Origin of the sequence: Pantoea trifolii (assembly GCF_024506435.1) — a bacterium.
Lineage (GTDB): Bacteria > Pseudomonadota > Gammaproteobacteria > Enterobacterales > Enterobacteriaceae > Pantoea > Pantoea trifolii.
Window position 1 is genome coordinate 3013579 of sequence record NZ_JANIET010000001.1, and the last position, 26433, is coordinate 3040011.

Consider the following 26433-nt stretch of genomic DNA (forward strand, 5'->3'; position numbering starts at 1 on the left):
ATGTTCTGTCCGGTTATTGAGCTGGCTCAGCAGCTTATCCGTCGCCCGTCTCTCAGCCCGGATGATGCCGGTTGTCAGGCGCTGCTGATTGCGCGTCTGGAAGCCATCGGCTTCAGCGTTGAGCCGATGCACATTGGCGATACGCTGAACTTTTGGGCGACGCGCGGCCAGGGCGAAACGCTGGCGTTTGCCGGTCATACCGATGTGGTGCCGCCGGGCGATGCCAACCGCTGGATCAGCCCGCCGTTTGAACCGAGCATCCGCGATGGCATGCTGTTTGGTCGTGGCGCGGCAGATATGAAAGGCTCGCTGGCAGCGATGGTGGTGGCAGCGGAACGCTTTGTTGCCACTAATCCGCAGCATAAAGGTCGTCTGGCGTTTCTGATTACCTCCGATGAAGAAGCCAGCGCGGTTAACGGTACGGTGAAAGTGGTTGAACGCCTGATGGCGCGCAACGAGCGCATGGATTATTGCCTGGTCGGCGAACCGTCGAGCACCGAAATCGTGGGTGATGTGGTGAAGAATGGCCGTCGCGGCTCGATGACCGCGAATCTCACCATTCACGGCGTGCAGGGCCACGTGGCCTATCCGCATCTGGCGGATAATCCGGTGCATCGCGCCATGCCGGCGCTGAATGAGCTGGTGGAAACCGTGTGGGATGAAGGCAATGAATTCTTCCCGCCGACCAGCATGCAGATCGCTAACGTGCAGGCCGGCACCGGCAGCAACAACGTGATTCCTGGCGAATTCTTTGTGCAGTTTAACTTCCGTTTCAGCACCCAATTGACCGATCAGATGATTAAAGATCGCGTGGCGGAACTGCTCAATCGCCATCAGCTGCGCTACACGCTAGAGTGGAATGTTTCCGGTCAGCCGTTCCTGACCTCACGCGGTAAGCTGGTGGATGCCGTGGTAAACGCTGTGACGCACTATAATGAGATTAAGCCGCAGTTACTGACGACCGGCGGCACCTCTGATGGGCGCTTTATCGCGCGCATGGGTGCGCAGGTGGTGGAACTGGGCCCGGTGAACGCCACCATTCATAAGATCAATGAGTGCGTGAAAGCGTCAGATTTGCAGATGCTGAGCCGTATGTATCAGCGCATCATGGAACAGCTGATTGCCTAAGCGCACAGAAGGAGAAAGGGGATGGAATTCTTTAAAGAGTACTGGTGGATCCTGGTGATCCTGCTGATGGTTGGTATTTTGATGAATGTTTACAAAGACCTAAAACGTATCGATCATAAAAAATTCATGGATAACAAACCGACTTTGCCGCCACATCGTGATTTCAACGATAAATGGGATGACGAAGACGACTGGCCGAAAAAGAAATAACCTCCATATAGCTAACGGCGCGAAAATCGCGCCGTTACGCTTTCTGCTACATCATCATCACCACATCATCATCGCCCGGCCTGGCACCGCTTAGCGCCTCATCGAAGTAACGACGCGGTACGGTATAACGCAAATGATTTAGCGCCAGCTCCATGCTGCGATCGTTAATCGCGTGCGGTAAATCTTCCACCACATCCAGCGTGACATCGCCGCCCAAGGACATCAGACGTTGCTTCGCCTCTTCGGCCCGTTGCAGCGGGACCTGTTCGTCGTAATCACCGTGAATCAGATGAATGGTGTTGCGCGTGCTGGCCCGCAGCGGCAGCGTGGCATAGCGACCGCTGAAGACAATCGCGCGTCCGGCTAAATCCGGCTGCGCTTTTATGCCTTCCAGCACCATGATGCCGCCCTGTGAAAAACCCACCAGCGCCGTTGCTTCGGCACGCACGCCGCTCTCCTGCTGCCAGTGACGCACCGATCCCACGAATTCAGGCATGATCGCATCCACGCCCTGCTGTTCCGAACGATCGTGTGGCGGAATATCGGCAAACCACTGACGTCCTTGCGGCATGCTGCCCGCGTAAGGTGCGCCGACCGACACCACCAGCGCCTGCGGGAACGCCTTCGCGAACCAGCTGCCAATCTGCGCCATTGAATCCGGGTTGTCGTTGATGCCGTGATACAGCAGGAACAGCTGTGCTGCACTGCTGGGTTGCTGAACAATTACATATCGTAGTGCCATAAGATCCTCCTCACATCACTATACGCCGCTACACGCGCAGAGATATCGGGAAAATTTGAACGAGATAATGGATTTATTGCAATGAACGCAGCCGCTGCGCGGCATCGGGATTAAGGTGAATCAGTGCTGCGGCAGCTTCCGATCGCAGCTGGTTAATCAAGGCTTTACGCCCGCTGAGACCGGCATATTGCGCGGCTTGGGTTAGCGTCTGTTTTTGCAGCAGGATGGCATTCAACAGCGGTGAAGGAGACTGGCGCACCAGCCGCTGTAGCGCCGCATAACTGGCTTCAAACGGGCGCTGTGCCCAGGCAAAACCGGCCAGGAACGTCCAGTCATCGTCGTTGAGCTGCTGGCTGGCATCGCTTGCCAGCGTTAGAGGCAGTTCGATGATATCTCGCAGCCACGGCCAATCCCGCGCCAGGCGCTGCGCTGCCTGCTGTTGTAGAACTTCACCTGCCGCAGATGTTGCCAGCATCGCCATCGCGGCATAGCAGCCGCTGCTGGCTTCGCGCTGCGAGCCAATACGCACCAGCGTAAAACCGCAGGCGCGCCAGAAGTGCCACAAGGATTCGGTGTAGCCGAAACTCACGGAGAGATAATCACAGCCCTGCGCCTGCTGACGTGCGGTGGCCACCAATGCTTTGCCAATCCCACGCTGACGTTGTGACGCCTGCACCGCGATTCGGCTAATGCGCTGTGAGCGCAGCGTCGCCGCCTGCGCGAAACCGGCATGGGCCGCCAGCGATTGCGCCACCAGATTGCCGCGCGGCCGGCGATAACCGGCCCACACCGCATCGACCAATGGCTGATCTAATCCGCCCTCTTCCACCAACCACAGCGCGCCAGTTACCTGATCGGCTTCACCTGCCAACCATAAGCGCATGCCGGGCGCATCCAGCATGCGCCGCAAATCCAGTGGCGAAGTGCGATAGTGCGCGCTGGCAAGCAGGCGATATCCCGCCTCAAGCGCCTGGAGATTGTGTTCTGGTGTGGCTGGATAAATCGCGATCTCACCGCTTATATTGCTCTCCTGCGCATCTTCAAACAGCAATGCCTGGCTGAGCCACTGCTCCAGCGGATCGTTTGGCGACCAGCGCAACGGCTCGTCGAGCTGGAAGAGGCGCACATCCGGCAAGGTGGCGCAGAAGCGCAGCATAAAGCCGCGTCCGGTGCCTTCGTAACCTTCCACGGTGGTAATAAGCAGCACGCGCGGGAAACGTTGCACCAGTTGCTGCAGGATCGGCGCGGGAATGGCGGCAGCTTCATCGACAATCAGCCACTGCGCCTGAGGCGGATTTTCCTGCGCGAGGATGGCATCAGGCGCCATGAAACTGAAATACTCACCGGCAAACTCTGCCAGCACCGCCGTGGAGACTTTGGCTGGCGCCGTGACTAAACAGTGTTGATTGCGCTGCGCCAGCATGCCGGCCAACGCGGATTTTCCTCGACCGCGCGCGGCGGTGATCACCGCAACGCCATGCGGCATCGCTTCAAGCTGTTCGAGGATTTGCGCCTGCTGCTGCGGCGCCCGGCAGCGCCAGTCGGGCAGATGCGTTTCCACGGGATAACGCACCGCTTGATGCTGACGTTGCAACATCACCTGCGCATCTTGCAGCATCAGAGATTGCAGATGGTGGATAAAGTGCGGCGTGGCGATCGGCTCCGCGACATCCGCCCAGCGCAGGCTGTCGGCATCGGTTTGGTTGGGCCAGCTTTCCCAGGCAGGCGTTAACAGCAACAACCAGCTGCCCGCGCGCAGGGTTCCGGCCAGCGCGGCAAAAGCTTCGGCGTGAAAACCGTTGCGCGCATCGAATATTGCATGCTGGAATTCACGTCCTAGCAAGGTACGCAAAGCTCCGGGCGCGACGGCCTGCGGGAAATCAGCGCTGTCGCTCACCGTCAGCCAGTCGCCGGACAGCGCGGCGCGCCGATTAATGGCTTGCTGCTGCGCCCACTCCGCATCACCCGCTATAACGCAAAGGCGGCGAATGCCTGCACGCTGCATCGCCGCCGTTTGTTCAATCAAGGGGATCACTTGCTAGCGAAGGTGTTGCACTGGCCAGGATCGCCGCTATCGAAACCGCGTTTCAGCCAGGTATAACGCTGCTGAGAGGTACCATGCGTGAAGCTGTCCGGTACCACGCGGCCCTGACCTTTCTGCTGCAGACGATCGTCACCAATCGCTTCAGCGGCGTTAAGCGCTTCCTGCAAATCGCCCACTTCGAGAATGTCTTGCTGCTGCATGTAATGGCCCCAAACACCCGCAAAGCAGTCCGCCTGCAGCTCCATTTTCACCGACAGTTGGTTCGCCTGCGCCTGGCTCGCGCCCTGCTGCATCTGACGCACTTTAGGCTCAATGCCCAGCAGCTTTTGTACGTGATGGCCGACTTCATGCGCAATCACATAGCCTTGCGCAAAGTCGCCACCGGCACCGAGTTTGTTTTTCATATCATCGTAGAATGACAAATCGATATAAACAGTTTGGTCGGCAGGACAATAAAACGGCCCCATCGCCGATTGGCCGGTACCGCAGTTGGTGCGCGTCGCCCCGCGATACATCACCAGCTTCGGCGGCACGTACTGTTTGTTCATCTGCTGGAACAGCTTGCTCCAGGTATCTTCGGTGGTGGCCAGAATTACCGAGGTGAATTTTGCATCTTCGTTGCTCTGCGCGCTGTTCACCTGCCGCTGCTGCGACGTGGGCGCGACGCTGCCGCCGCCTTCCAGCAGCGCGGTGAGGTCGTAGCCGTAATAGCCGGCAACGGCGACCACCACCAGCAAGATAAGGCCGCCTTTGCCGCGTGGAATGCGAATTTGTCGTCCACCGCCGCCGCCAAGGCCAGGTGAATCATTGCGTCGATCTTCTACGTTGTCGCTCTCACGACGCCCTTGCCAGCGCATGGTCTAACTCCTTTAAACATGTTTGGCATGATTTTAGTTGGCGGCAGCAGGAAGCACCAGTGTTGTCGTTGCAGAACACCGTAGGGTCGGCATTCATGCCGACCTGAACACGCTATATTGCGGGCATAAAAAAGGTCGTCATAAATGACGACCTTACGGGAGAGGTGGACGAACTTAGTCCAGCTTGACACCTAAACGGTGTGCAACTTCTTCGTACGCTTCAATCAGGCCGCCGAGGCTCTGACGGAAACGGTCTTTGTCCATTTTGTCCATGGTGTTTTTGTCCCACAGACGTGCGCCATCTGGCGAGAACTCATCGCCCAGCACCACTTCGCCGTTGAACAAACCAAACTCCAGCTTGAAGTCGACCAGGATCAAACCTGCGTCATCAAACAGTTTGCTCAGCACTCCGTTAGCTTTGAAGGTCAGCTCTTGCATGCGTGCCAGATTCGCTTTGCTCACCCAGCCGAAGGTTTCGCAGTAGGATTCGTTGACCATCGGGTCGTGTTTGGCGTCATCTTTCAGGAAGAGATCAAACAGCGGTGGATTGAGCACAATGCCCTCTTCCACGCCCAGACGTTTTACCAGCGATCCTGCCGCACGGTTGCGTACCACGCACTCCACGGGCACCATCTCCAGCTTTTTCACCAGCGCTTCGTTATCCGACAGCAGCGCTTCCATCTGGGTCGGAATGCCCGCTTCCTGCAATTTGGTCATGATGAAATGGTTAAACTTGTTGTTTACCATGCCTTTGCGATCAAACTGCTCGATTCGTGCACCGTCTCCTGCTGACGTATCGTTGCGGAATTCAAGTACCAGCAGATCCGGATTATCGGTGCTGTATACGGTTTTCGCTTTACCGCGATACAACTCAGCTCGCTTTTGCATCTTGTTAACTCCAAACATGAAAGAACCCGTGTTCAGCGGTGTTTCACCGCGCGCCGATTGCGTGACGCAATCGTTTACTTCGCCGGGCGCTATTATGCCAAATCCAAAACAAAAAGGCCGGAGAATCTCCGGCCCTTTGGCAATTTATTTCAGCGCGCCTTGAATCACCTGCACCAGCGCGTCGTTCTGCGCCTGGGTTAGCACGTGACCTTTCGGATCGATGAACTGCAGACTGCTGCGGTTATCCAGATCGCCAACCTGCAATTTGTAATCGCCGTTCGGTAATTCTGGATCTTTGGCGCCGATCTGATCCCACACGCCGCTGCCCGGCTGTTTGTAGGTCACTTTCAGGCTGCCCTGCGAACGGTTGTCATCATTGATTTCCATGCCCACGCGTTTCAGCGCCGCTGGCAAACGCTGCCAGGTGACGTTAAACGGTGCACGCAGAATCAACAGCGGTAAACCGGTGTCATCCGCGCCGCTCTGCACATCAATCTGTCCGGTAGCACGGTTGGCCGCCGCATCCTGGCTGGCAGAATCCACTTTATCCAAACCGGTGCTGATGTCGTTCAACATCTGGCCGGTATAGCGTTGAATCTGTGCCGGAGACGTCACCGCCTGACCAGACTGCTGCAGTTCCAGCAGACGAACGGTCAGCACTTGCTGATAGCTCTGATTCTGTACGCTAATCTGATAGCGACCGCGATACTGGTTATCTTCGTCAGCACGGTTCCACTGCACCCAATCGGTAGTCAGCTGTTGGCCAGCATCATCACGTTGAGCAATCGGGAACTTGTAAGACTGAATCACACCCACAACCTGCGACCAGATAGAACCGCGGCTGCTTTCCACGGCCAGCACGCCCGTGTTACCGGTGAACTGTGCACGCGTGCCATTCAGCAGCGCCAGCGGCTGGGCTGGCGGACGAATATCCAGCTCTTTGCCAACCGCGCCTTTCGCCACGCTATGCGGAACATCGTAGTCACCATTCTGCAACGGCAGAATCATGCCCGCTGGGGCTTTTAAATCATGCAGCTCAGGCGCCTGCAGGTAAGATTCATCACCGCTGACCTGGCGCTTATAACGCTGATCGTTGGAACACGCTGTTAGCAGCATCAGGGTGGAAAGGCCCACTACCGTTGCCAGCGTCGAGCGCTTAACTGAATAACTCATTGATTCTCCCTAAATTATCGCAGACCCGCTTTAATCAGCGCTTGCGCCGTTTTCGCCTGACCGGCTTCGGTCAGTGGCGTCATTGGCAAACGCAGCGTGTCATCCGCGATTAATCCTAGCTGTTTTGCTGCCCATTTCACCGGGATTGGATTGGGTTCACAGAAAAGCGTCTGGTGCAGATGCATCAGACGCTGATTCAGGCGACGCGCTTCGGCAAATTTGCCCTGTTGCGCCAAGGCACAGAGTTCAACCATTTCACGCGCTGCAATGTTAGCCGTGACCGAAATTACGCCTTTGCCGCCCAGTTGCATGGAGTCCAGCGCCGTCGCGTCATCGCCGCTGACGATGATGAACTCATCATTAACCAGCTCTTGGATCTGTGAGATACGCGATAAGTTCCCGGTGGCTTCTTTGATTCCGATAATATTTTTAATTTCGGCTAAGCGCGCAACGGTTTCCGGCAGCATGTCGCAACCGGTACGCGAAGGAACGTTATACAGCATCTGCGGCAGATCGGTACTTTCCGCAATGGCTTTAAAGTGCTGGAACAGGCCTTCCTGCGTCGGACGGTTGTAATAAGGCGTGACCGTCAAACAGCCCACGACACCGCTGCCGGTAAAGCGTTTGGTCAGAGAGATGCCTTCAGCAGTAGCATTTGCGCCGGTGCCAGCGATAACCGGAATACGGCCATCCGCCAGTTCCAGCGTTTGCATAACCACATCACCGTGCTCGTCATGGCTGAGCGTGGCAGATTCGCCGGTGGTGCCAACAGAAACAATCGCCGCGGTGCCGCTGGCAACATGATAATCAATCAGTTTTTTCAAACTTTCGCGGCAGACATTACCTTTTTCATTCATTGGCGTAATGAGCGCAACAATACTTCCGGTGAACATGGGCTATCCCCTCGACAAACAAGTGCCTCATGTTACGTTTTACATTGAAAGAAAAGCAAGCGAGCCACGCCATTCCCGCGCTTGTCAGCAGTTTTTTTTATGTTTACCTTATAGTTATTAGCGAACGTACAGGAAATGCCATTTTGTCGCAGTCACAGCCTCACCATCTGGTGATCACCGCACTGGGCGTTGATCGTCCGGGTATCGTCAATACCATCACCCGCCACGTCAGCAGCTGCGGCTGTAATATCGAAGACAGCCGTTTGGCGATGCTGGGCGATGAGTTCACCTTTATCATGCTGCTCTCCGGTAGCTGGAATGCGATTACCCTGATTGAGTCGACGCTGCCGATGAAAGGGGCCGAGCTGGAACTGCTGATTGTGATGAAGCGCACCAATGCACGCGTCACGCCTCCGATGCCCGCCACCGTATGGGTGCAAGTTGAAGTGCCGGATTCACCGCACATCATTGAACGCTTTACTGATTTGTTCGATAAACATCAAATGAACATCGCCGAACTGGTCTCGCGGATTCAACCCGCTCAGGACGACGTTGCGCCCACGCTCTATATTCAAATGACGGCGCACAGCCCGGCCAATCAGTTCAGTGCGCCCATCGAACAGGCTTTCAATCAGCTGTGCGAAGAACTGCATGCACAGGGCTCAATTCGTCTTTATAGTGTCACCGACGATGCTAACAGCACCGTTTAATCAGGCTCCGGGTTATTTCGCCACACACTCTGCCGCTGCGGCAAACCGTGTTGTGAAATAACCCTGACGGTAAACACCACCTGGCACTTTTGCTCTTGATGGTGTATTACCCACAGCATGTAGAAAAAATGGAGAGTTGTGATGAATCCACTGAAAGCCGGTGATACTGCACCGAAATTTAGCTTGCCCGATCAGGACGGCGAACAAGTAAATTTGGCCGACTTCCAGGGACAGCGCGTTCTGGTCTATTTCTATCCGAAAGCCATGACGCCGGGTTGCACCGTGCAGGCTTGCGGACTGCGCGACAACATGGATGAGTTGAAAAAGATTAGCGTTGAGATTTTGGGTATCAGCACCGATAAGCCCGAGAAACTGTCGCGCTTTGCCGATAAAGAGCTGCTGAACTTCACGCTGTTATCGGATGAAGATCATCAGGTATGCGAGCAGTTTGGCGTTTGGGGTGAAAAAACCTTTATGGGCAAAACCTATGACGGCATTCACCGCATCAGCTTCCTGATTGATGCCAACGGCAAAGTTGAGAAAGTGTTCGACGATTTCAAAACCTCCAACCATCACGACATTGTGCTGGATTATCTGAAATCAGCCTGATGTAAACGGGTGCGCAGGTCGCACCCGTTTTCTTTTATTCGGTGCGCGGCTCCTCGAGCGCCGGGGTTTCTGGCCACGCACGCACCACCGCTTTCACCAGCGTCGCCAGCGGAATTGCAAAGAACACGCCCCAGAATCCCCACATCCCGCCGAAAATAACCACCGACAGAATGATCACCAACGGATGCAGATTGACCGCTTCCGAGAACAAAATCGGTACCAGCACGTTACCATCTAGCGCCTGAATCACCAGATAAATGGCGATCATGGTCCAGAAATCGCTGCCCAATCCCCACTGGAACAGGCCAACGCCAATCACCGGAATGGTCACCACCATTGCGCCGATATAAGGAATCAGCACCGAAATACCCACCAACACCGCCAGCAGCAACGAATAGTTGAGGCCCAGCAGCAGGAACGCCAGCCAGGTGACAAAGCCCACCGCCACCATCTCCAGCACTTTGCCGCGAATGTAATTGGTGATCTGCTGATTCATCTCTTGCCACACCACGCCCGCCAAACCGCGATTGCGCGGCAGCACGCGACGTACCGCATTCAGCATCTGCTCTTTATCTTTCAGCAGGAAGAACACCATCAGCGGCACCAGCACCAGATAGATCATCAGCGTCATCAAACCCACCAGCGATGCCAGCGAATACTTCACCAGCGATTCGCCGAGTCCGGTGAGACGGCTGCGCAGGTTCTCAACGATGATATCGATGATGCCGGCATCGACCAGCGCCGGATAGCGCTTCGGCAGGCCAGCAGCAAACACATAGAGCTTATTCAGCATGTTAGGCAGGTCGCGCGTCAGGTTGATGCCCTGTTGCCACGCCACCGGCGCGACAATCAGCACCATCACCAGCAAGATACCGGCAAACACCACCAGCACCGCGCTGGTCGCCCAGGTTCGGCTGCAGCCGACGCGCTGCAAGCGCACCGTTGGCCACTCCAGCAGATAAGCCAGCACTAACGCCACTAACAGCGGAGCCAGCAAACCGCTGAGGAAGAACAGAATGCAAAACGCCGCCAGCAGAATCACCAGCAGCCCGATGGCCTGCGGATCGCTGAAGCGGCGTTTGTACCATTGATAAAGCAGAACGAGCATTTTTACTTCCAGTTGAACGTAGGGTCGCCATTCATGGCGACCGATTGATAATTTGATTGAGGGGATTAATGCGTAATGCTACTGACCAACGCATCCTGACCGGAGATCATCACGCAGTTGCGCCCGGCATTTTTCGCCTGATAGAGCGCGGCATCGGCCTGTTTAAGACTCTGCTCCTGCGAACCACTTTCCGGCTGCCAGTCGGCAATGCCCACCGACAGCGTGACATTGCCGACCTGATCGATCCAGTTTTCCGCGATGCTGATGCGCACACGCTCGGCCAGAATACGCGCATCTTCGACCGAGGTCGCAGGCAGCAGCATCAGGAACTCTTCCCCGCCGCTACGGCACACCACATCGGTTTGACGTGCGCTGCCGCGTAAGGTTCGCGCCACATGTTTAATGACGTCATCACCCACGTCATGACCAAAGGTATCGTTGACCCGTTTGAAGTGATCGATATCCAGCGCCAGCACCGAGAACGGTTGGCGCATAGTGGTGAAGTAGTCAAGCACCGCGCTCAGGCCACGGCGGTTAAGCAGATTGGTCATGGGATCGCTCTGCACTTCCGATTTCAGGCGACCAATTTTGTCCTGCACTAAACCAATGCCGGTAAGCAGCGCGCGTTTGACCTGCGCCGCTTCGAAATACCAGGCGCGAATGCCGCCAATCTCGCTCGACACACCTTGTGAATCCATCTGGCTGGCTTTACGCGCCAGCTGCCACAGCGGCAGCGCAATCAGTCGCGCCAGAATCACCGCCACCAGCAAGGTCAGCAGCGCAAACGGCACCGAGTTTTTCAACACTTTCAGCAGTAAGCCGGTGAGCGGCGCCAGTGTGACATCAGTCGGTTTTAACGCCACCACCATCCAGCCGGTGGTGGGCACGATGGCGTAACCGGCCAGCTTAGGTACGTTCTCTTCTGTCAGTTGCACTTCACCGTTGGTTTTCTCTTCGCGCTGGCGATCGCTGACGATGCCCGGCACGCTTTTGCCAATGAGCTGGCTGTTCTGGTGATAGAGCACCTGATTATTGCGATCCAGCACGTAAACATGCGTGCCATCGCGATAGAACTGCTCGCCGAGCAGCGCGTTGAGGATGCTTTTCTTCTTCAGGTAGATGGTGCCGCCGACGTAGCCAAGGTAGCGTCCGTCTTTGCTCCAGATCGGCCAGGAGACAAACACAATCAGGTTATTGGCGGCGGAAATGCTGGGTCTGCTGACCATCGGCTGACGCTGCGCCAGTGCTTCACGCGAAGCCTGGCTGGTCAGCTGCATGCCTTTTAGCATCAGCGATTCGGGTGAAATGGCTTTCACGATGCCGTTGCTGTCCACAACGGCCACCGAGTTAAAGCTGTTGGTTTGCTCACGCAGGCGATTCACCTCCTGCTGCGACAGATCGGCATTATCAAAATCATTACCCAACTGTGTCGCGCTGTAGTGCAGCTGCGACTGAGCCAGCTGAAAGAAGACCTCGGTGGTCGCCGCCAGTTTGGTGGCGTAGGCGCGATTGGCTTCGAGTGTACTTTCGATCAGGACCATACGTTGCACGCGCCAGGTGGCGTACAGGGTGTTGGCGAGCGTGATGACGATGCTGGTGATCGCCAATAGCGCGATCAGCGTTCGCAGGTCAGTTTTTGGCCGCAGGCGCATTAGCATGGCGCGCCGGCCTTAGTGGATAGATTCATCAATATGTGTGCCTGACAGTCTTGTTATTGTTGGATGCACTTGCCCTGGTGAGCTAACGGGCGATTGTACACCCACAACTCAAATTGAGCACGAAGCATCCTGTCAGCCACACAGATTTCTTTCTCTGCGCTGGCGCTAATCGATCAAACCATTGGCATCGTAAAACGGCCACGGACCGGGATAATCGCCGATGGCACACAAATGGGTGCTCATGCCCTGCTGCGCATGCCAGCGATGCAGCAAGAAGCCCGGCGGCTCCAGCACAAAATTGGCTGGGCCATTTTCGGCGAGATCAAACGCCACCTGATGCGATACGCCCGGCGCCACACAGGCCAGGGTACCGGCAAAACGTGCCTGCACTGAGCGATGCAGATGGCCGCTGAGCACGCGTTCCACCTGCGGATGACGCTGGATAATCGCCGCCAGCGCCGCCGGATTGCGCAGCGGTTGGTTATCCATATGTTCTATGCCGCAGAGAAACGGTGGATGATGCAGCATCACCAGCGTCGGCAAATGCGGCTGGCGCTGCAACTGCTCATCAAGCCAGTGCAACTGCGCTTCATCCACATAGCCCCACGGCTGCTGCGGCACGCTGGAATCAAGCGCCAGCAGTTGCACCCCTTTCACTTGCATCTGCCAGTTCAGGGTTTCACCGCGCTGCAGATAGTGATGATCTGGAAACGCCGCACGCAGCGCCTGGCGATCGTCGTGATTGCCTGGCATCAGCAGAAACGGCAGTTGCAGCTGGCGCAGCGCCTGCTTCAACGTTTGATACTCTTCTGCCGTGCCGAAATCGACCAGATCGCCGGTGATCACCACCCTGTCGGGGCGCGGCGAAAGGCGGTTTAGCGTCTCGATAACCCGCAGCAGCGCGGCTTGGGTGTCGACTTTTTTGTAGGACAAACGGCCGTTGGCCTTGATGTGTAAATCGCTGATTTGTGCGATTAGCGTCATTGCTTCAGACACGAATTTTTTCCTTTGGATATTCAATGCTAGTCGGTCGCCATTAATGGCGACCCTACGACGGTACATAGATTTATGGCGACCGGACCGATTATGAAAACTGCAGCGCAGCGTCCTGCGCCAGCGCCCAGCTCACCGCTTGTCCGGCATGCCAGGCTTCACGCGCGTGGCGATCCACCTGAATCGGTGTGGCCAGCCCGATATCGATCATCAGCCGCTGCGACGCGCCCAAAAAGGTGCTGGCGACAATAAAGCCCTGGCGCTGATAGCGATCATCGCTGGCCAGCAGCACATCTTCCGGACGGCAGAAACGCTGCGGATTGCCGCGTGTATCGACATCCACGCAGTTAATCGCGCCAACAAAATCGGCGACAAATTTTGATGCCGGATGCTGATAGATGTTCTGCGGCGTATCGATTTGCACCAAACGTCCCTGCTCCATCACCGCAATACGGTCGCCGAGCGCCATCGCTTCCTGTTGATCGTGCGTCACGTAGACTGCGGTGATCGCCAGCTTCTTCAGCAGCGCGCCGATCTCCAGACGCAGACGATCGCGCAGGCGCGCATCCAATGCCGCCAGCGGCTCATCAAACAGTAGCACTTTAGGCCGCGCAGCTAATGCGCGCGCCAGCGCCACGCGCTGCTTCTGCCCGCCGGAGAGTTTGTCGATGCGGCGCTGTGCCAGCGCGGTGAGATCCACCAGCGCCAGCATCTCCTGCACGCGCGCTTCGCGTTCGGCACGCGCCACGCCCTGCACTTTCAGACCGTACGCTACGTTCTCGGCCACATTGAGATTCGGGAACAGCGCGTAGTTCTGGAACACCATGCCGACGTTGCGTTTTTCAATCGGCAACGCGGTAACGTTGCGATCGTCAAACCACACTTCGCCGCCGACGTCGCAGCTCTCCAGCCCACTGATAATGCGCAGCGTGGTGGTTTTGCCACAGCCAGACGGCCCCAGCAGCACCAGCGTTTCGCCGGCATGAACGGTGAGATCGAGCGGTTGCAGCGCCTGATGATGATTAAAGTGACGTGCGCAGCCGCGCAGCGTCACGGTAACGGCCGCAGGATTCATGCTGCCTCCTTGTGTTGGCGCGAAACCGCGCGGTTAAGCCAGTGATTCACGGCATTAAGCATCAGCAGCAGCGGCAGAATCATCAGAATGAAAATCAGCGTATAGGCGGAACCCACTTCCAGCCGCATCGATGCGTAGCTGTCGGCCAGGCCAACCGGCAAGGTTTTAGTCAGCGGCGTATGCAGCATCCAGGTGATGTTGAATTCGCCCACCGACAGCGTGATCACCATAAAAGCACCGGCCAGAATGCCGTTGCGGCAGTTCGGCACCACCACGGTAAAGAAGCGCTGCCACAAGCTGGCACCAAGGCTGGCCGAGGCTTCTTCGAGGCGCGGCATATCCACCGCCTGCATCACCGCCAGCACCGGCCGCATCATAAACGGCAGGGTAAACAGCACGTGACCAATCAGGATAAACAGCCAGCTGTCGCGCAGGCCGGAAAACTGGCCGTAGAGCAGAATGATACCGAGCGCGGTCGCCAGACCGGGCAGCGCCACCGGCAGCATCAAGCACTCTTCAATACGCGCTGCCCAGCGGCCCGGCGCTTTCAGCAATCCCCACGCGGCAGGCACGCCAATCAACAAAGTGACTAAAAGGCAGAACAGCGCGATCAGCAGCGACAGCCAGAAGGTATCGGCGTACATCTGCCACACTTGCTCCACCCACTTCAGCGTGAAGCCGCTGCGCAGGCCGATAAAATAGTTATTGGTGACGCCCGCCAGCATCGACAGCACCACCGGCACGATCATAAACAGCGCGGTGATGGCGGTGATCAACAGTTGCAGGCTAAACAGTCCACGACGCTTCATGATTGCGCCTCCCTAGCCTGCGCCAGACGGCGCGCCAGCATCAGCGCCAGCCAGGCGAATCCGCCCATCAACACCGACAGCGCAGCGGCGGTGGCAAAGTTGGCGTAGTTGGTGAACTCGCCGTAAATGGTCAGCGGCAGCACCGCCAAATCGGTGCCGAGCGTAAAGGCGGTGCCAAAGGCGCCCATGCTGGTGGCGAAACAGAGCGCACCGGTAGAAAGCAGCGCCGGTTGCAGGCCGGGCACAATCACATCCCAGGTGATGCGCCACTGGCTGGCGCCAAGCGAACGCGCCGCTTCTTCCAGCGAGCGATCGAGTTTTTCACTCGCCGCCACCAGCGTGACGATGGCGCGCGGTAGCGAGAAATAGAGGTAACCAATAAACAGCCCCGCCAGCGAATAGGCCAGCGTCCAGCGCTCATGCACCAAGCTCATGCTGATTTGCGCCAGCAATCCCTGACGCCCGGCCAGCATCACCACCAGAAAACCCACCACCACACCGGGAAACGCCAGCGGAAAGGTCAGCAGCGCCAGCAAGGTGCCGCGCCCGGTAAAGCGCTGACGCGCCCGGTAAAGCGCTGACGCGCCAGAAAACAGCCGACGATAGCGGCAATCAGCAAGGTCACCAGCGTCACCGCCAGCGACAGTAGCACGGTGTTCAGCAGGCTCAGCAGATAGTGCGGCTGGGTGATCACCGTCCAGTAACCGCTGTGCTGGATGCTGCGGTCGTCCTGCATGCCGATTTGCAACAGGCGGGCAAACGGCAGCAGCCAGAAAGCGCAGAAGAACAGCAGCGCGGGCAGCGTCAGCCACAGCCAGCGGCTGCCCGGTTGTGTAGGTATCTGGCGGCGCGAGGCCGCCAGGGTGTCAGCCATCGACATTAACGGATCTCGCTCAGGTATTTCGCCGAGAAGGCTTTCTGCGCATCGGCCATCTGCTGATAGTTCACGGTTTGCGCGCGCGCATAATCGCTGTCTGGCAGGAAGAATTTCTTCGCCTCTGCGGACATTGCCGAGGTACGTACCGGACGCAGGAAGGCATTGGCCCAAATCGACTGCCCTTTATCCGACAACACGTAGTCGATCACTTTCCTGCCGTTGTCTGCGTGCGGCGCGTTCTTCACCAGGCTGATGACGTACGGCACCGTGACCGTGCCCTCTTTCGGAATCACAAAGGCGACATTGGCGTGATCTTTATATTTGGCGCGATAGGCGTTGAAGTCATAGTCGAGCAGGATGGGAATCTCACCGGAGATCAGGCGCGCGTAGGCGGTTTGCTTCGGTACGATCGGCTGATTTGCCTGTAATTTTTTGAACCACGTCAGCGCAGGCGTGAAGTCATTCATATTGCCGCCCTTCGCCTGGTTGACCGCCACGGCCGCCACGTAACCGACAAACGCACTGGCCGGATCGAGGTAGCCGATCATCCCTTTGTATTCTGGCTTCAGCAGATCGTCCCAGGATTGCGGCACCGGCGCGCCGCCCAGCGCATCGACGTTAACCATAAAGCCCATAGTGCCGGAGTGCAGCGCCACCCATTTACCGTCGGGATCTTTCATTCCGGCTGGGATCTCGTCCCAATGCGCGGGCTTATAGCCGCTGATGACACCGGCGCTGTCCGCCTGGATGCCAAAACTGACGCCGTAATAAACCACATCTGCCACCGGATTACCCTTCTCCGCCACCAGCTGCGCCAGCGCCTGACCGGAGTTTTTGTTGTCCTGCGGCACCTGAATCCCGGTGTCTTTGGCAATGGCGTTAAGCTGGGTTCCCCAATCCGCCCACTCGGGAGGACAGTTGTAGCAGATCGCCGTATCGGCGGCCTGCGCCAGCGAACTGAACAGCGAGCCGGCGGTCAGTGCGAGCGCCCCGGTAATCATTGTGACTTTTTTCATGATGGTTCCCTGATATTGGCAATGGAAGAAAAAGTGGTTGCTGGCGCGGCGATACTGGCGCCGAGCCTTAATCGATGTGGCAGCACGCGCGTGCCGCGGCTGGCTTGTTGTAACAGCATGTCGATCGCCCCGGCGCCGAGCATGTCGGCTGGCTGGCTCACGCTCGCCAGCGACGGCGCGATGTGCTCGCCGATATCGATGCCATCAAAACCCATCACCGACAGCTGCTGCGGAATGCGCACACCGGCGCGCGCGGCGTCACCAATCAGGCTGATGGCGAGCAGATCGTTGGTGCAGATCACCGCGCTCAGCGGCGTGTCGCCACTCAGCTGCGGCTGAAGCAGCGTGAAGTCGGATTGGGTATGGCTAGGCATTTCAATGACCGGCAGCGCGTCGAGTCCGGCTTGTTGCATCACATCGCAATAGCCCTGATAGCGCAGACGTGCGCGATCCGATTGCAGCATCGGCCCGGCCACCATGCCGATGTGGCGATGGCCGAGCTGCAGCAGATGTTCAGTGGCTTCTTGCATCGCCTGACGGTTATCGACGCAAATGGCGGGCCAGTGGGTTTCCTGCGGCACGTTGTGCGTCAGGACAAACGGCATGCTGGCTTGATGCAGTGTATGCAGAATGGCGCTGTTATCGGCGTCGGCAACGGTGAGAACCAAACCGGCCACGCGCTGATTCAGCATGTGCTCGACAATCGCCGCTTCACGTTCTGGTTGATAATCGCTGGTTGCCACCAGCAGACCGTAACCGGCGGCACGCGCCTGCCGCTCCATCGCTTGCAGTTGGCGGGCGAAGATCGGATTGAGCAGCGACGGCAGCAGCACGCCGAAGGTGGTTGAACTCTGGGTACGCAGTTGGCGGGCAATGTGATTGGGGCGAAAGCCGAGCTGCTCGGAGGCGCTCAACACTTTTTCCAGCGTGTCAGCACGTAGCAGATGCGGATCAGAGAAAGCGCGTGCAGCGGTGGCGCGAGAAACGCCAGCCAGTTTGGCCACGCTGATTAAATCGGACATGTTCGCCTCGTAAAGTGCCAATGAGATCGATCTCATTGGCGCTTAAACTAGCGGCGAACTGTGACAGCAACATCGCGGAGAAATGACAGCGAGATGACAGCAGCGCGAACTGCTGTCAGGCAGAAATTACAACATCAGGAAGGCGTAACCTTCGTTTTGCAGCGACGCCACGGTGGTGCCGCTCGACAGCGTGTGGGTGACGCGCGTATCAATCCAGTCACGTTCCAGCTGATGGAAAGCCACCGACTGATCGCAAATAGTCACCTTCACGCCGGCTTTTCTCAGCTCATCAATCAGCTTGAGATTCGGGTTATCGGTGCCGTACGCTTTGCGGAACTGATCGTTGTTCAGTGCAGCTGGAACCGCATCGCTGTTGATCGACACCACAAACTTCAGCTGATCGAGCGGTACGCCCGCCGCGTAATAAAGGTTGGTGACGCGCGCCACGCGCTCCAGCCCGAGATTGGCCTGATGAATATCCCCTTCATTACGGTTGATCTGGAAGACGATTTTATTGCTCAATCCCGGCGTGGTGGCCGGATTGTAGTCCGGCACGCTCACATAATGGATTTTGCCGTAGCCGTCGATCGCCGGCGTGCTCCAGAAGTCAGCCGGTTCGGTTTTCTTGTCGGCGAATTTATCGCTGACCTTGTCGACCAAATCGGGCAGTTGTAATACATTGCCGCCGACAAAACCTGCCAGGGCCGCAATAACGATATAGGATGCTGGACGCATTTCACTTCTCCTGTGCCTGAGATTTACATCTGTAAGAGTGCATAACCCTGATTTTCCAGCGTCGACACGGTGGTCGGGCTGGAGAGTGCATGAATCACCGATGGGTCAATCCACTCTTTCGGGAAGTGATGGAACGCCACCGACTGATCGCACACTGAAACTTTCACGCCCAACTTATTCAGCGCGCCAATCAGCGCCAGATTAGGGTTGTCCGCTTTGTAGAACTGCTGGAAATGCGCGTTATCCAGCATCGCAGGCGTGGCATCACCCGTAACCGACACCACAAAGTGCAGGTCGTCGGCCGGTACGCCCGAAGCGATATAGAGATTCACCACGCGCGCGACACGTTCAAGACCAAGATTTGGCCGCGTCATCTCTCCTTCACTTTTGGTGATTTGAAACACCACTTTGTTGCTTAAACCCACCACCGGTTTAAAGGCGGCATCCGGCTCATAATGGATTTTGCCGTAGCCGTCGACGGCCGGCGTGCTCCAGAAGCCGTCGGGATCGGTAGGTTCGGCAGAAAAATGGCTGACAACACGCTGATATAAGTCATCACCTTTGCTCACGGTGGCGCCAACAAAGCCACCGACAATCGCAATAAGGGCGTATGAGACTACAGAACGCATAAAAACTCTCCGGCATGCACTGCGCGTCAATTCACAGTCCGTTTGAATAAAGTGCTTTATCTATACCACAGCGTGAGCATGGCAAAAGTCCTGTAGTGACGGGCTGTCCGGCTGAATGGTTGCGTGCAAAATAATTAGCAGGGTTAATTGAAAAAGGCTTTCGATTGACGCTTTGGCAGGCGTTGAGAAAAGAGTGGCCGTGAAATTGTGGCCATAATTCAGAAGGGATACGTTTACGTGCGTTTAAAATCTGTCCGATGATTACTGTGCAAATTGCCTTTCACACCACAATCACGATTAAAATCACTGATGGATAAAACGGGCCAACCGCGCTGATATGCCGCTTCTTTTCAGAGTAAACCTGGAAAAGTTCATGCCAGGCTCAATAATTTTGAGCAACTTTACGTAACTTTAACTTTTGCGGATGAAGAAGCCGGTTTTAATCGCGGCGTGCTGTTCAATTTTTTGCTGCAACTTCGTCATGCTGTAACCTTTTTTTCATTTATAGCTTATGAATCTTCATCGTTTGCTTGTCGCCGCAGTCTGGTTAAGATAGAGCACGTTCAGTAAATGGGAAAATAGTGCAGAACATCTGAACCACTTACCTGTCTAATTTCGGGTGACTTTTACAGGATCAAGGCATGTTTAACCGGTTGAAAAAATCACTGCTGGCGGCCCTTATTCCTACGCTGCTGCTGACGCCTGCACTGAGTGCGCGCGCTGACGTCAGTGATACGCTGCCCGACATGGGCACCACAGCAGGTTCGACGCTCTCGATTAATCAGGAACTGCAGATGGGCGACTTCTACGTGCGCCAGCTGCGCGCCAGTGCGCCTCTGATTAACGATCCGCTGTTGAATCAATACATTAATGAGCTCGGTCAGCGTCTGGTGGCGCATGCCAACTCGGTACGCACACCGTTCCACTTCTTTTTGATCCAGAACGATGAACTCAACGCCTTTGCCTTCTTTGGTGGCAACGTGGTGCTGCATTCGTCGCTGTTCCGCTACACCGATAATGAAAGCCAGCTGGCGTCGGTGATGGCGCATGAAATCTCGCACGTCACCCAGCGCCATCTGGCGCGCGCCATGGAAGAGCAGCGACGCAATGCGCCGCTGACCTGGGTCGGCGCATTGGGGTCGATTCTGCTGGCGATGGCCAGTCCGCAAGCAGGCATGGCGGCGCTGACCGGTACGCTGGCGGGCGCGCAGCAAGGCATTATCAGCTTTACTCAGGGCAATGAACAGGAAGCTGACCGCATCGGTATTCAGGTGCTGCAACGTGCCGGTTTCGATCCGCAAGCGATGCCGACTTTCCTGCAGAAGCTGGCGGATCAGAGCCGCTTCTCCTCCAAACCGCCGGAAATTTTGCTGACGCACCCGTTACCCGACAGTCGACTGGCCGATGCGCGTAACCGCGCCAACCAGATGCGTCCGGTGGTGGTGCAGTCGTCGCAGGATTTCTACATGGCGAAAGTGCGTTCGCTCGGCATGTACGCCACGGGCCGCAATCAGCTGACCGATGATTTGCTGAACGAATACGCCAAAGGCAACGTGCGCGAGCAGCAGGCGGCGCAGTACGGCAAAGCGGTGCAGTTCCTGCAGGCCAAAAGCTTTGACAGCGCCAAACGGGTGATTGCGCCGCTGCTGGCGAAACAGCCGGATAACGTCTGGTTCCTCGATATCATGACCGACATCGATATCGGCCTGAATCAGCCGCAGCAGGCGATCGCCATGCTGAGCAGCGCCAAAGGCAGCAGCACCAATCCGGTGCTGCAACTGAACCTGGCTAACGCCTATGTCGAAGCGAAACAGCCAGCCAACGCCAGCCGTATCCTCAATCGCTACACCTTTGCCCATCCAGACGACGTTAACGCCTTTGATCTGTTGGCGCAGGCTTCGGCGGCGCAGGGTTTACGGGATGAAGAACTTTCAGCGCGCGCTGAGGGGTTGGCGCTCAACGGCCAGCTTGATCAGGCGATCTCTACCTTGAGCAGCGCCAGCGCGCAGGTGCCGCTCGGCAGCCTGAAACAGGCGCGCTATGACGCACGTATCGACCAGTTCCGTGAGCTACAAAAACGCTTCAAGGTGTATCAGAAAGGGTGACTTTCCCGGTGCGCATAAATGCGCACCCTACAAAACCCACATCGAACACGCGTAGGGTCGCCATTCATGGCGACCGCCGGTTTCAACATATCAAAGGAATGCCCAAACTATGGTCAGCATTTATCACAACCCGCGCTGCAGCAAAAGCCGCGAGACGCTGGCGCTGTTGCAGGAGAAAGGTATTGAGCCTAAAGTGGTGCTCTATCTTGAGACGCCGCCGGATGTGCCAACGCTACAGCACCTGCTGCAACAACTTGGCATGCACAGCGCGCGCGAACTGATGCGCCGCAAAGAGGATTTGTATAAAGAGTTGGCTTTAGCGAATAGCGCGTTAAGCGAGGATCAGCTGCTGCAGGCGATGGTAGAACATCCGAAACTGATCGAACGCCCAATCGTGATCAATGGCGAACAGGCGCGTATTGGCCGTCCGCCTGAAGCGGTGCTGGAGATTCTCTAAAGTTCCAGCGCTTCTTTAACAAAGGGAATGGTGAGTTTGCGCTGAGCACTGATGGAGGCGCGATCGAGACGATCCAGCGTATCAAACAGCGTGCGCATCTCACGGTCGAGGCGTTTCAGCAGGAAGCGTCCGACATCTTCCGGCAACTCAAAACCCCGCAATCCAGCACGCAGCTGCATCGCCTGTAATTTGTCGTCATCCGAGAGCGGCTGCAAACGGTAAATCTGCCCCCAATCGAGGCGTGACGCCAGATCCGGTAAGCCGAGATTCAGCTGGCGCGGCGGTCGATCGCCGGTAATCAGCAAACGCGTTTTACCGATTTCCAGAATGCGGTTGTAGAGATCAAAGATCGCCATTTCCCACTCCGGATCGCCTGCAATGCACTCGATATTATCGATGCACACCAGCGCCAGATTCTCCATCCCTTCCAGTACTTCCGGCACAAACCAGGTGCGCTTATCCAGCGGCACATAGCCCACCGCTTCGCCGCGCGCCGAGAGTTCCGCACAGGCTGCGTGCAGCAGATGACTGCGGCCACCGCCTTCGCGCGACCAGAAATAGAGATAGCTACCGTGTTGCTGAGAAAGTGCGCCTTGCAGCGCCGCCAGCAGAGACGTGTTTTCCCCCGGCCAGAAACTGGCGAAGGTTTCATCATCGGGTAAATAGAGTGGCAATGAGAGCTGTGCCGGCGTGTTCAGAAGTACCTCAACGGATGAGCGGGCAGAAAACCGCGCAAGTTTATCACGATCTTTGCCGGAGATGAACCGGGCTTCCCTGCCCGGCTTGCAGCCTTAACTTTCGCGCTTCTCTTCAGCGTCCAGCACCACTTCTTCCGGGCGTAATACGCTGATTAAACGGAAGATCAAAGCCAGGCCAACGCCAACGATGGTTGCCAGCGCCATGCCTTTCAGCTCGGCCGCGCCGATATGCACTTTGGCACCGCTCACGCCGATGATCAGGATCACCGAGGTCAGGATCAGGTTCTGCGCTTTGTTGTAATCCACTTTAGATTCGATTAGCACACGAATACCGGATGCGCCGATCACGCCGTACAACAGCAGCGATACGCCGCCCATCACCGGCACGGGAACCGCCTGAATCGCCGCCGCCAGTTTGCCGACGCAGGAGAGCAGAATGGCAAAGATCGCCGCGCCGCCAATTACCCAAGTGCTGTAAACGCGGGTAATCGCCATTACGCCGATGTTCTCGCCGTAAGTGGTGTTCGGCGTGGAGCCGAAGAAACCGGAGATCATGGTGGATAATCCGTTGGCGAACATCGAGCGGTGCAGGCCCGGATCGCGGATCAGATCTTTCTTCACGATGTTGGCGGTAACCACTAAGTGACCCACGTGCTCGGCAATCACCACCAGCGCGGCTGGCAGAATGGTCAGCATCGCCACCCACTCAAAACGCGGCGTGTAGAAGGTTGGCAGCGCAAACCACGGCGCATTTTCCACTGCGGTCCAGTCCACAATCCCCATCATGTAAGAGAGCGCATAGCCGACCAACACGCCGACTAAAATCGGGATGATGGCGAGGAAACCACGGAACAGCACCGAACCAAACACGGTAACCGCCAGCGTGACCATTGAGATGATCACGGTTTTGCTGTCTGGTGATGTGCCGTCAGCGGGCAGCAAACCGGCCATATTCGCCGCCACGCCCGCCAGTTCCAGACCGATAACCGCGACAATCGCGCCCATCGCCGCCGGTGGGAACATCACATCAAGCCAGCCGGTACCGGCTTTCTTGACGATCAGCGCCACAAGGCAGAACAGCAAACCGCAGAGAATAAAACCGCCCAGCGCCACTTCGTAACCCAGCGGCAACAGCAGCAGCACCGGCGAAATAAAGGCAAAACTCGAACCGAGATAAGCCGGGATTTTGCCCTTACAGATAAACAGATAGAGCAGTGTTCCAACGCCGTTAAACAGCAACACCGTGGCCGGGTTGATGTGGAACAGAATCGGCACCAGCACAGTTGCGCCAAACATGGCGAACAGATGCTGCAAGCTGAGTGGAATGGTTTGTAAAAGCGGTGGGCGTTCATTAACGCCGATTGCACGACGGGTCATATTTTTCGCTATCCCCATTGAATATTTTTAGACAAAAAAAAGCCGACTCTCTGGCCGGCTGGTTTCTTTTATTTGGTTCCGAAAATCTTGTCCCCGGCATCGCCGAGTCCAGGAATGATGTAGCCCTTCTCGTTCAATCCCTGATCGATAGATGCGGTGTAGAGCTCCACATCCGGATGCGCTTTCTCCAGCGCGGCAATACCTTCAGGCGCAGCTACCAGCACCAGCACTTTAATGCTGGTACAACCGGCTTTCTTCAGCAGATCGATGGTAGCGATCATTGAACCACCGGTTGCCAGCATCGGGTCGACCACCAGCGCCAGGCGCTCTTCAATGTTCGACACCAGCTTCTGGAAATACGGCACCGGCTCCAGCGTCTCTTCATCACGATACACGCCAACCACGCTGATGCGCGCGCTTGGCACGTGCTCGAGCACGCCTTCCATCATGCCGAGGCCAGCACGCAGAATCGGAACTACAGTGATTTTTTTACCTTTGATCTGATCGATTTCTACTGGACCGTTCCAGCCTTCGATCGTCACACGTTCGGTTTCCAAATCGGCGGTGGCTTCATAGGTCAGCAAGCTGCCCACTTCCGAGGCCAGCTCGCGGAAACGCTTGGTGCTGATATCATGCTCACGCATCAGGCCCAGTTTATGTTTGACCAGCGGGTGTTTGACTTCCACGATCTTCATGATTGTTCTCCCGGAATTGAGTTGAGCTAAAAAAAAATCGCCGGATTATACCGCCTTTTCGCCGCTGCGCCATATGTCATCGGTCAATAGCCTGCGTCATCTAAGGATTGGCGAAAATCTGAGGCGATGCAAAGGCAGCATGAGATGGGACTCGCAAACGTTTGCCTGCGCTGTTAGAATTGCCGCGCTTAATTTTTGCCACCAACCGCAACTCGCGTGGGGATTCCGCAGTGACCGACAAAACCTCTCTCAGCTACAAAGACGCCGGTGTTGATATCGATGCTGGTAACGATCTGGTTGACCGTATTAAAGGCGTAGTGAAAAAAACCCGCCGCCCGGAAGTTATGGGTGGATTGGGCGGATTCGGCGCGCTCTGTGCGCTGCCGCAGAAATACCGCGAGCCTGTGCTGGTCTCCGGAACCGATGGCGTCGGCACCAAGCTGCGTCTGGCTATGGATCTCAAACGTCATGACAGCATCGGCATCGATCTGGTCGCGATGTGTGTTAACGACCTGATTGTTCAGGGTGCTGAGCCGCTGTTCTTCCTCGATTATTACGCGACCGGCAAGCTGGATGTGGATACCGCTTCATCGGTCATCACCGGCATCGCCGAAGGTTGCTTGCAGTCGGGTTGTGCGCTGGTCGGCGGTGAAACCGCTGAAATGCCAGGCATGTACCACGGCGAAGATTACGACGTGGCGGGTTTCTGCGTCGGCGTGGTGGAAAAATCAGAAATCATTGACGGTTCGAAAGTGCAGGACGGCGACGTGCTGATCGCGCTGGGTTCCAGCGGCCCGCACTCGAACGGTTATTCTCTGGTGCGCAAGATTCTTGAAGTCAGCCAGACCGATCCGGCCACTAAACAGCTGGATGGCAAGTCACTGGCCGATCATCTGCTGGCGCCAACCCGTATCTATGTGAAAAACATCCTTCGCCTGATTGAACAGGTTGATGTGCATGCGATTTCGCATCTGACCGGCGGCGGCTTCTGGGAAAACATCCCGCGCGTGCTGCCAGACAACACCCAGGCGGTGCTGGAAGAGAGCAGCTGGCAGTGGCCTTCGGTGTTCAGCTGGTTGCAGCAGGCGGGCAACGTTAGCCGTCACGAAATGTACCGCACCTTCAACTGCGGCGTGGGCATGGTGATTGCGCTGAGCCCGGCAGAAGCCGATAAAGCGGTACAGCTGATGACCGACGCGGGCGAAAAAGCGTGGAAAATCGGTGTGATTAAAGCGTCTGATTCTGAAGAGCGTGTGGTTATCAATCCATGAAGAAACTGGTTGTACTGATCTCCGGCAACGGAAGCAATCTTCAGTCCATCCTCGACGCCTGCGCAAGCGGGCGTATCAACGGCAGCGTCGCTGCCGTTTTCAGTAATAAAGCCAGCGCCTATGGCTTAACGCGCGCGCAGGAAGCCAATGTCCCGCCGCATGCGTTAGCTGCCAGTGATTTTGCCGACCGCGAAGCCTTTGATTGCCAGCTAATGCAGGAGATTGATGCTTACGCGCCGGATCTGGTGGTGCTGGCCGGTTATATGCGCATCCTCAGCAGCGCTTTTGTCGCGCACTATCACGATCGTCTGGTGAATATTCATCCGTCGCTGTTGCCGAAATATCCGGGCTTGCACACGCATCGTCAGGCGCTGGAAAACGGCGACGAAGAGCATGGCACTTCAGTGCACTTTGTCACTGACGAGCTGGATGGCGGACCGATTATTTTGCAGGCGCGTGTGCCGGTGTTTGCAGGCGACAGCGAAGACGAGATCAGCGCGCGCGTGCAGCATCAGGAACACGCGATCTATCCGCTGGTGATCAGCTGGTTTGTTGATGGGCGTTTGCAGATGCGTGAAGGTAAAGCGTGGCTGGATGGGCAACCGTTGCCACCACAGGGATATGCACACGACTAACGTAGGGTCGCCATTCATG

General features: G+C 56.7%; 26 protein-coding genes and 1 pseudogene. 8 read left to right on the top strand and 19 right to left on the bottom strand.

Annotation, left to right across the window (positions count from 1 at the left end; genetic code table 11):
* Both dapE and NQH49_RS14015 read left to right on the top strand, forming a co-directional pair.
* Complete coding sequence (gene dapE, locus NQH49_RS14010; protein WP_256697070.1) at positions 1-1128, top strand: succinyl-diaminopimelate desuccinylase; 1128 nt, start codon at positions 1-3, stop codon at positions 1126-1128.
* Positions 1129-1149: 21 nt separating this feature from the next.
* Complete coding sequence (locus tag NQH49_RS14015) at positions 1150-1338, top strand: YpfN family protein (RefSeq protein ID WP_008108368.1); 189 nt, start codon at positions 1150-1152, stop codon at positions 1336-1338.
* Positions 1339-1384: 46 nt separating this feature from the next.
* On the opposite strand, the gene ypfH is transcribed toward NQH49_RS14015, so the two are convergent.
* From ypfH to dapA, 6 genes are all read right to left on the bottom strand, one after another.
* A complete protein-coding gene (gene ypfH / locus NQH49_RS14020; protein ID WP_256697071.1) occupies positions 1385-2080 on the bottom strand; it encodes an esterase in 696 nt (231 codons plus the stop codon).
* 73 nt (positions 2081-2153) lie between these two features.
* Positions 2154-4085, bottom strand: a complete 1932-nt coding sequence (locus NQH49_RS14025) for a tRNA(Met) cytidine acetyltransferase TmcA (protein ID WP_256698439.1) — start codon at positions 4083-4085, stop codon at positions 2154-2156.
* Between the two features lie 26 nt (positions 4086-4111).
* Positions 4112-4981, bottom strand: coding sequence for a KPN_02809 family neutral zinc metallopeptidase (gene ypfJ, locus NQH49_RS14030; RefSeq protein ID WP_256697072.1), 870 nt, complete (start codon positions 4979-4981; stop codon positions 4112-4114).
* 174 nt (positions 4982-5155) lie between these two features.
* On the bottom strand, positions 5156-5869 hold the full coding sequence (gene purC, locus NQH49_RS14035; protein WP_256697073.1) for a phosphoribosylaminoimidazolesuccinocarboxamide synthase: 714 nt from the start codon (positions 5867-5869) through the stop codon (positions 5156-5158).
* A 144-nt stretch (positions 5870-6013) separates the two neighbouring features.
* Positions 6014-7042 carry an outer membrane protein assembly factor BamC gene (gene bamC / locus NQH49_RS14040; protein WP_256697074.1) on the bottom strand — a complete coding sequence of 343 codons (1029 nt, stop codon included), beginning with the start codon at positions 7040-7042 and terminating at the stop codon, positions 6014-6016.
* A 14-nt stretch (positions 7043-7056) separates the two neighbouring features.
* The gene (gene dapA, locus NQH49_RS14045) at positions 7057-7935 is read right to left on the bottom strand and encodes a 4-hydroxy-tetrahydrodipicolinate synthase (protein ID WP_007884824.1); all 879 of its coding nucleotides are present in this window, start codon (positions 7933-7935) and stop codon (positions 7057-7059) included.
* Positions 7936-8078: 143 nt separating this feature from the next.
* Here dapA and NQH49_RS14050 point away from each other — a divergent pair, with 143 nt between their 5' ends.
* Both NQH49_RS14050 and bcp read left to right on the top strand, forming a co-directional pair.
* The gene (locus NQH49_RS14050; RefSeq protein ID WP_256697075.1) at positions 8079-8645 is read left to right on the top strand and encodes a glycine cleavage system transcriptional repressor; all 567 of its coding nucleotides are present in this window, start codon (positions 8079-8081) and stop codon (positions 8643-8645) included.
* 141 nt (positions 8646-8786) lie between these two features.
* Positions 8787-9254, top strand: coding sequence for a thioredoxin-dependent thiol peroxidase (bcp, locus tag NQH49_RS14055; protein ID WP_008108351.1), 468 nt, complete (start codon positions 8787-8789; stop codon positions 9252-9254).
* 34 nt (positions 9255-9288) lie between these two features.
* On the opposite strand, the gene NQH49_RS14060 is transcribed toward bcp, so the two are convergent.
* The 10 genes and pseudogenes from NQH49_RS14060 to NQH49_RS14105 form a co-directional block, all read right to left on the bottom strand.
* On the bottom strand, positions 9289-10362 hold the full coding sequence (locus NQH49_RS14060) for an AI-2E family transporter (protein ID WP_256697076.1): 1074 nt from the start codon (positions 10360-10362) through the stop codon (positions 9289-9291).
* A 65-nt stretch (positions 10363-10427) separates the two neighbouring features.
* Positions 10428-12020 carry a sensor domain-containing diguanylate cyclase gene (locus NQH49_RS14065; protein WP_256697077.1) on the bottom strand — a complete coding sequence of 531 codons (1593 nt, stop codon included), beginning with the start codon at positions 12018-12020 and terminating at the stop codon, positions 10428-10430.
* 165 nt (positions 12021-12185) lie between these two features.
* On the bottom strand, positions 12186-13004 hold the full coding sequence (locus NQH49_RS14070) for a phosphodiesterase (RefSeq protein WP_305961278.1): 819 nt from the start codon (positions 13002-13004) through the stop codon (positions 12186-12188).
* A 100-nt stretch (positions 13005-13104) separates the two neighbouring features.
* Positions 13105-14088, bottom strand: coding sequence for an ABC transporter ATP-binding protein (locus tag NQH49_RS14075; protein ID WP_256697079.1), 984 nt, complete (start codon positions 14086-14088; stop codon positions 13105-13107).
* On the bottom strand, positions 14085-14897 hold the full coding sequence (locus tag NQH49_RS14080; protein WP_256697080.1) for an ABC transporter permease: 813 nt from the start codon (positions 14895-14897) through the stop codon (positions 14085-14087). Before NQH49_RS14080 ends, NQH49_RS14075 begins: the two co-directional genes overlap by 4 nt.
* Positions 14894-15777: pseudogene (locus tag NQH49_RS14085) on the bottom strand (ABC transporter permease). The gene NQH49_RS14080 and the pseudogene NQH49_RS14085 overlap by 4 nt, the downstream one beginning before the upstream one ends.
* Positions 15777-16790: an ABC transporter substrate-binding protein gene (locus NQH49_RS14090; protein ID WP_256697082.1), complete on the bottom strand. Its 1014-nt coding sequence runs from the start codon at positions 16788-16790 to the stop codon at positions 15777-15779. Before NQH49_RS14090 ends, NQH49_RS14085 begins: the two are co-directional and overlap by 1 nt.
* Positions 16787-17812, bottom strand: a complete 1026-nt coding sequence (locus NQH49_RS14095; RefSeq protein WP_256697083.1) for a substrate-binding domain-containing protein — start codon at positions 17810-17812, stop codon at positions 16787-16789. The genes NQH49_RS14090 and NQH49_RS14095 overlap by 4 nt, the downstream gene beginning before the upstream one ends.
* A 126-nt stretch (positions 17813-17938) precedes the next feature.
* Entirely contained in the window at positions 17939-18547 is a 609-nt protein-coding gene (locus NQH49_RS14100) for a DsrE family protein (protein ID WP_008108337.1), read from the bottom strand.
* Between the two features lie 23 nt (positions 18548-18570).
* Positions 18571-19176, bottom strand: a complete 606-nt coding sequence (locus NQH49_RS14105) for a DsrE family protein (RefSeq protein WP_008108336.1) — start codon at positions 19174-19176, stop codon at positions 18571-18573.
* A 641-nt stretch (positions 19177-19817) separates the two neighbouring features.
* On the opposite strand from NQH49_RS14105, the gene bepA reads away from it, so the two are divergent.
* Together bepA and arsC are read left to right on the top strand one after the other, a co-directional pair.
* Positions 19818-21281, top strand: coding sequence for a beta-barrel assembly-enhancing protease (bepA, locus tag NQH49_RS14110; protein WP_256697085.1), 1464 nt, complete (start codon positions 19818-19820; stop codon positions 21279-21281).
* A 109-nt stretch (positions 21282-21390) separates the two neighbouring features.
* Positions 21391-21738 (top strand): arsenate reductase (glutaredoxin), encoded by a 348-nt coding sequence (gene arsC / locus NQH49_RS14115; protein ID WP_256697086.1) that lies wholly within the window; start codon positions 21391-21393, stop codon positions 21736-21738.
* Here the strand turns inward: arsC and hda are convergent.
* From hda to upp, 3 genes are all read right to left on the bottom strand, one after another.
* Positions 21735-22436 (bottom strand): DnaA inactivator Hda, encoded by a 702-nt coding sequence (gene hda / locus NQH49_RS14120; RefSeq protein WP_036649513.1) that lies wholly within the window; start codon positions 22434-22436, stop codon positions 21735-21737. The two genes, arsC and hda, sit on opposite strands and share 4 nt — an antisense overlap.
* A 93-nt stretch (positions 22437-22529) precedes the next feature.
* On the bottom strand, positions 22530-23813 hold the full coding sequence (gene uraA / locus NQH49_RS14125; protein ID WP_256697087.1) for a uracil permease: 1284 nt from the start codon (positions 23811-23813) through the stop codon (positions 22530-22532).
* Between the two features lie 68 nt (positions 23814-23881).
* Positions 23882-24508 (bottom strand): uracil phosphoribosyltransferase, encoded by a 627-nt coding sequence (gene upp, locus NQH49_RS14130; protein WP_008108331.1) that lies wholly within the window; start codon positions 24506-24508, stop codon positions 23882-23884.
* Between the two features lie 230 nt (positions 24509-24738).
* Here upp and purM point away from each other — a divergent pair, with 230 nt between their 5' ends.
* Both purM and purN read left to right on the top strand, forming a co-directional pair.
* On the top strand, positions 24739-25779 hold the full coding sequence (purM, locus tag NQH49_RS14135; RefSeq protein WP_256697089.1) for a phosphoribosylformylglycinamidine cyclo-ligase: 1041 nt from the start codon (positions 24739-24741) through the stop codon (positions 25777-25779).
* Positions 25776-26414 (top strand): phosphoribosylglycinamide formyltransferase, encoded by a 639-nt coding sequence (gene purN / locus NQH49_RS14140; protein ID WP_256697091.1) that lies wholly within the window; start codon positions 25776-25778, stop codon positions 26412-26414. The genes purM and purN overlap by 4 nt, the downstream gene beginning before the upstream one ends.
* The last annotated feature ends 19 nt before the right edge of the window (positions 26415-26433 follow it).

What these genes read in the sequence shown, in the direction of transcription:
- dapE (WP_256697070.1), top strand. Translation starts at nt 1, where the DNA reads ATGTTCTGTCCGGTTATTGAGCTGGCTCAGCAGCTTATCCGTCGCCCG.
- NQH49_RS14015 (WP_008108368.1), top strand. Translation starts at nt 1,150, where the DNA reads ATGGAATTCTTTAAAGAGTACTGGTGGATCCTGGTGATCCTGCTGATG.
- ypfH (WP_256697071.1), bottom strand. Translation starts at nt 2,080, where the DNA reads ATGGCACTACGATATGTAATTGTTCAGCAACCCAGCAGTGCAGCACAG.
- NQH49_RS14025 (WP_256698439.1), bottom strand. Translation starts at nt 4,085, where the DNA reads ATGCAGCGTGCAGGCATTCGCCGCCTTTGCGTTATAGCGGGTGATGCG.
- ypfJ (WP_256697072.1), bottom strand. Translation starts at nt 4,981, where the DNA reads ATGCGCTGGCAAGGGCGTCGTGAGAGCGACAACGTAGAAGATCGACGC.
- purC (WP_256697073.1), bottom strand. Translation starts at nt 5,869, where the DNA reads ATGCAAAAGCGAGCTGAGTTGTATCGCGGTAAAGCGAAAACCGTATAC.
- bamC (WP_256697074.1), bottom strand. Translation starts at nt 7,042, where the DNA reads ATGAGTTATTCAGTTAAGCGCTCGACGCTGGCAACGGTAGTGGGCCTT.
- dapA (WP_007884824.1), bottom strand. Translation starts at nt 7,935, where the DNA reads ATGTTCACCGGAAGTATTGTTGCGCTCATTACGCCAATGAATGAAAAA.
- bcp (WP_008108351.1), top strand. Translation starts at nt 8,787, where the DNA reads ATGAATCCACTGAAAGCCGGTGATACTGCACCGAAATTTAGCTTGCCC.
- NQH49_RS14060 (WP_256697076.1), bottom strand. Translation starts at nt 10,362, where the DNA reads ATGCTCGTTCTGCTTTATCAATGGTACAAACGCCGCTTCAGCGATCCG.
- NQH49_RS14065 (WP_256697077.1), bottom strand. Translation starts at nt 12,020, where the DNA reads ATGCTAATGCGCCTGCGGCCAAAAACTGACCTGCGAACGCTGATCGCG.
- NQH49_RS14070 (WP_305961278.1), bottom strand. Translation starts at nt 13,004, where the DNA reads ATGACGCTAATCGCACAAATCAGCGATTTACACATCAAGGCCAACGGC.
- NQH49_RS14075 (WP_256697079.1), bottom strand. Translation starts at nt 14,088, where the DNA reads ATGAATCCTGCGGCCGTTACCGTGACGCTGCGCGGCTGCGCACGTCAC.
- NQH49_RS14080 (WP_256697080.1), bottom strand. Translation starts at nt 14,897, where the DNA reads ATGAAGCGTCGTGGACTGTTTAGCCTGCAACTGTTGATCACCGCCATC.
- NQH49_RS14090 (WP_256697082.1), bottom strand. Translation starts at nt 16,790, where the DNA reads ATGAAAAAAGTCACAATGATTACCGGGGCGCTCGCACTGACCGCCGGC.
- NQH49_RS14095 (WP_256697083.1), bottom strand. Translation starts at nt 17,812, where the DNA reads ATGTCCGATTTAATCAGCGTGGCCAAACTGGCTGGCGTTTCTCGCGCC.
- NQH49_RS14100 (WP_008108337.1), bottom strand. Translation starts at nt 18,547, where the DNA reads ATGCGTCCAGCATCCTATATCGTTATTGCGGCCCTGGCAGGTTTTGTC.
- NQH49_RS14105 (WP_008108336.1), bottom strand. Translation starts at nt 19,176, where the DNA reads ATGCGTTCTGTAGTCTCATACGCCCTTATTGCGATTGTCGGTGGCTTT.
- bepA (WP_256697085.1), top strand. Translation starts at nt 19,818, where the DNA reads ATGTTTAACCGGTTGAAAAAATCACTGCTGGCGGCCCTTATTCCTACG.
- arsC (WP_256697086.1), top strand. Translation starts at nt 21,391, where the DNA reads ATGGTCAGCATTTATCACAACCCGCGCTGCAGCAAAAGCCGCGAGACG.
- uraA (WP_256697087.1), bottom strand. Translation starts at nt 23,813, where the DNA reads ATGACCCGTCGTGCAATCGGCGTTAATGAACGCCCACCGCTTTTACAA.
- upp (WP_008108331.1), bottom strand. Translation starts at nt 24,508, where the DNA reads ATGAAGATCGTGGAAGTCAAACACCCGCTGGTCAAACATAAACTGGGC.
- purN (WP_256697091.1), top strand. Translation starts at nt 25,776, where the DNA reads ATGAAGAAACTGGTTGTACTGATCTCCGGCAACGGAAGCAATCTTCAG.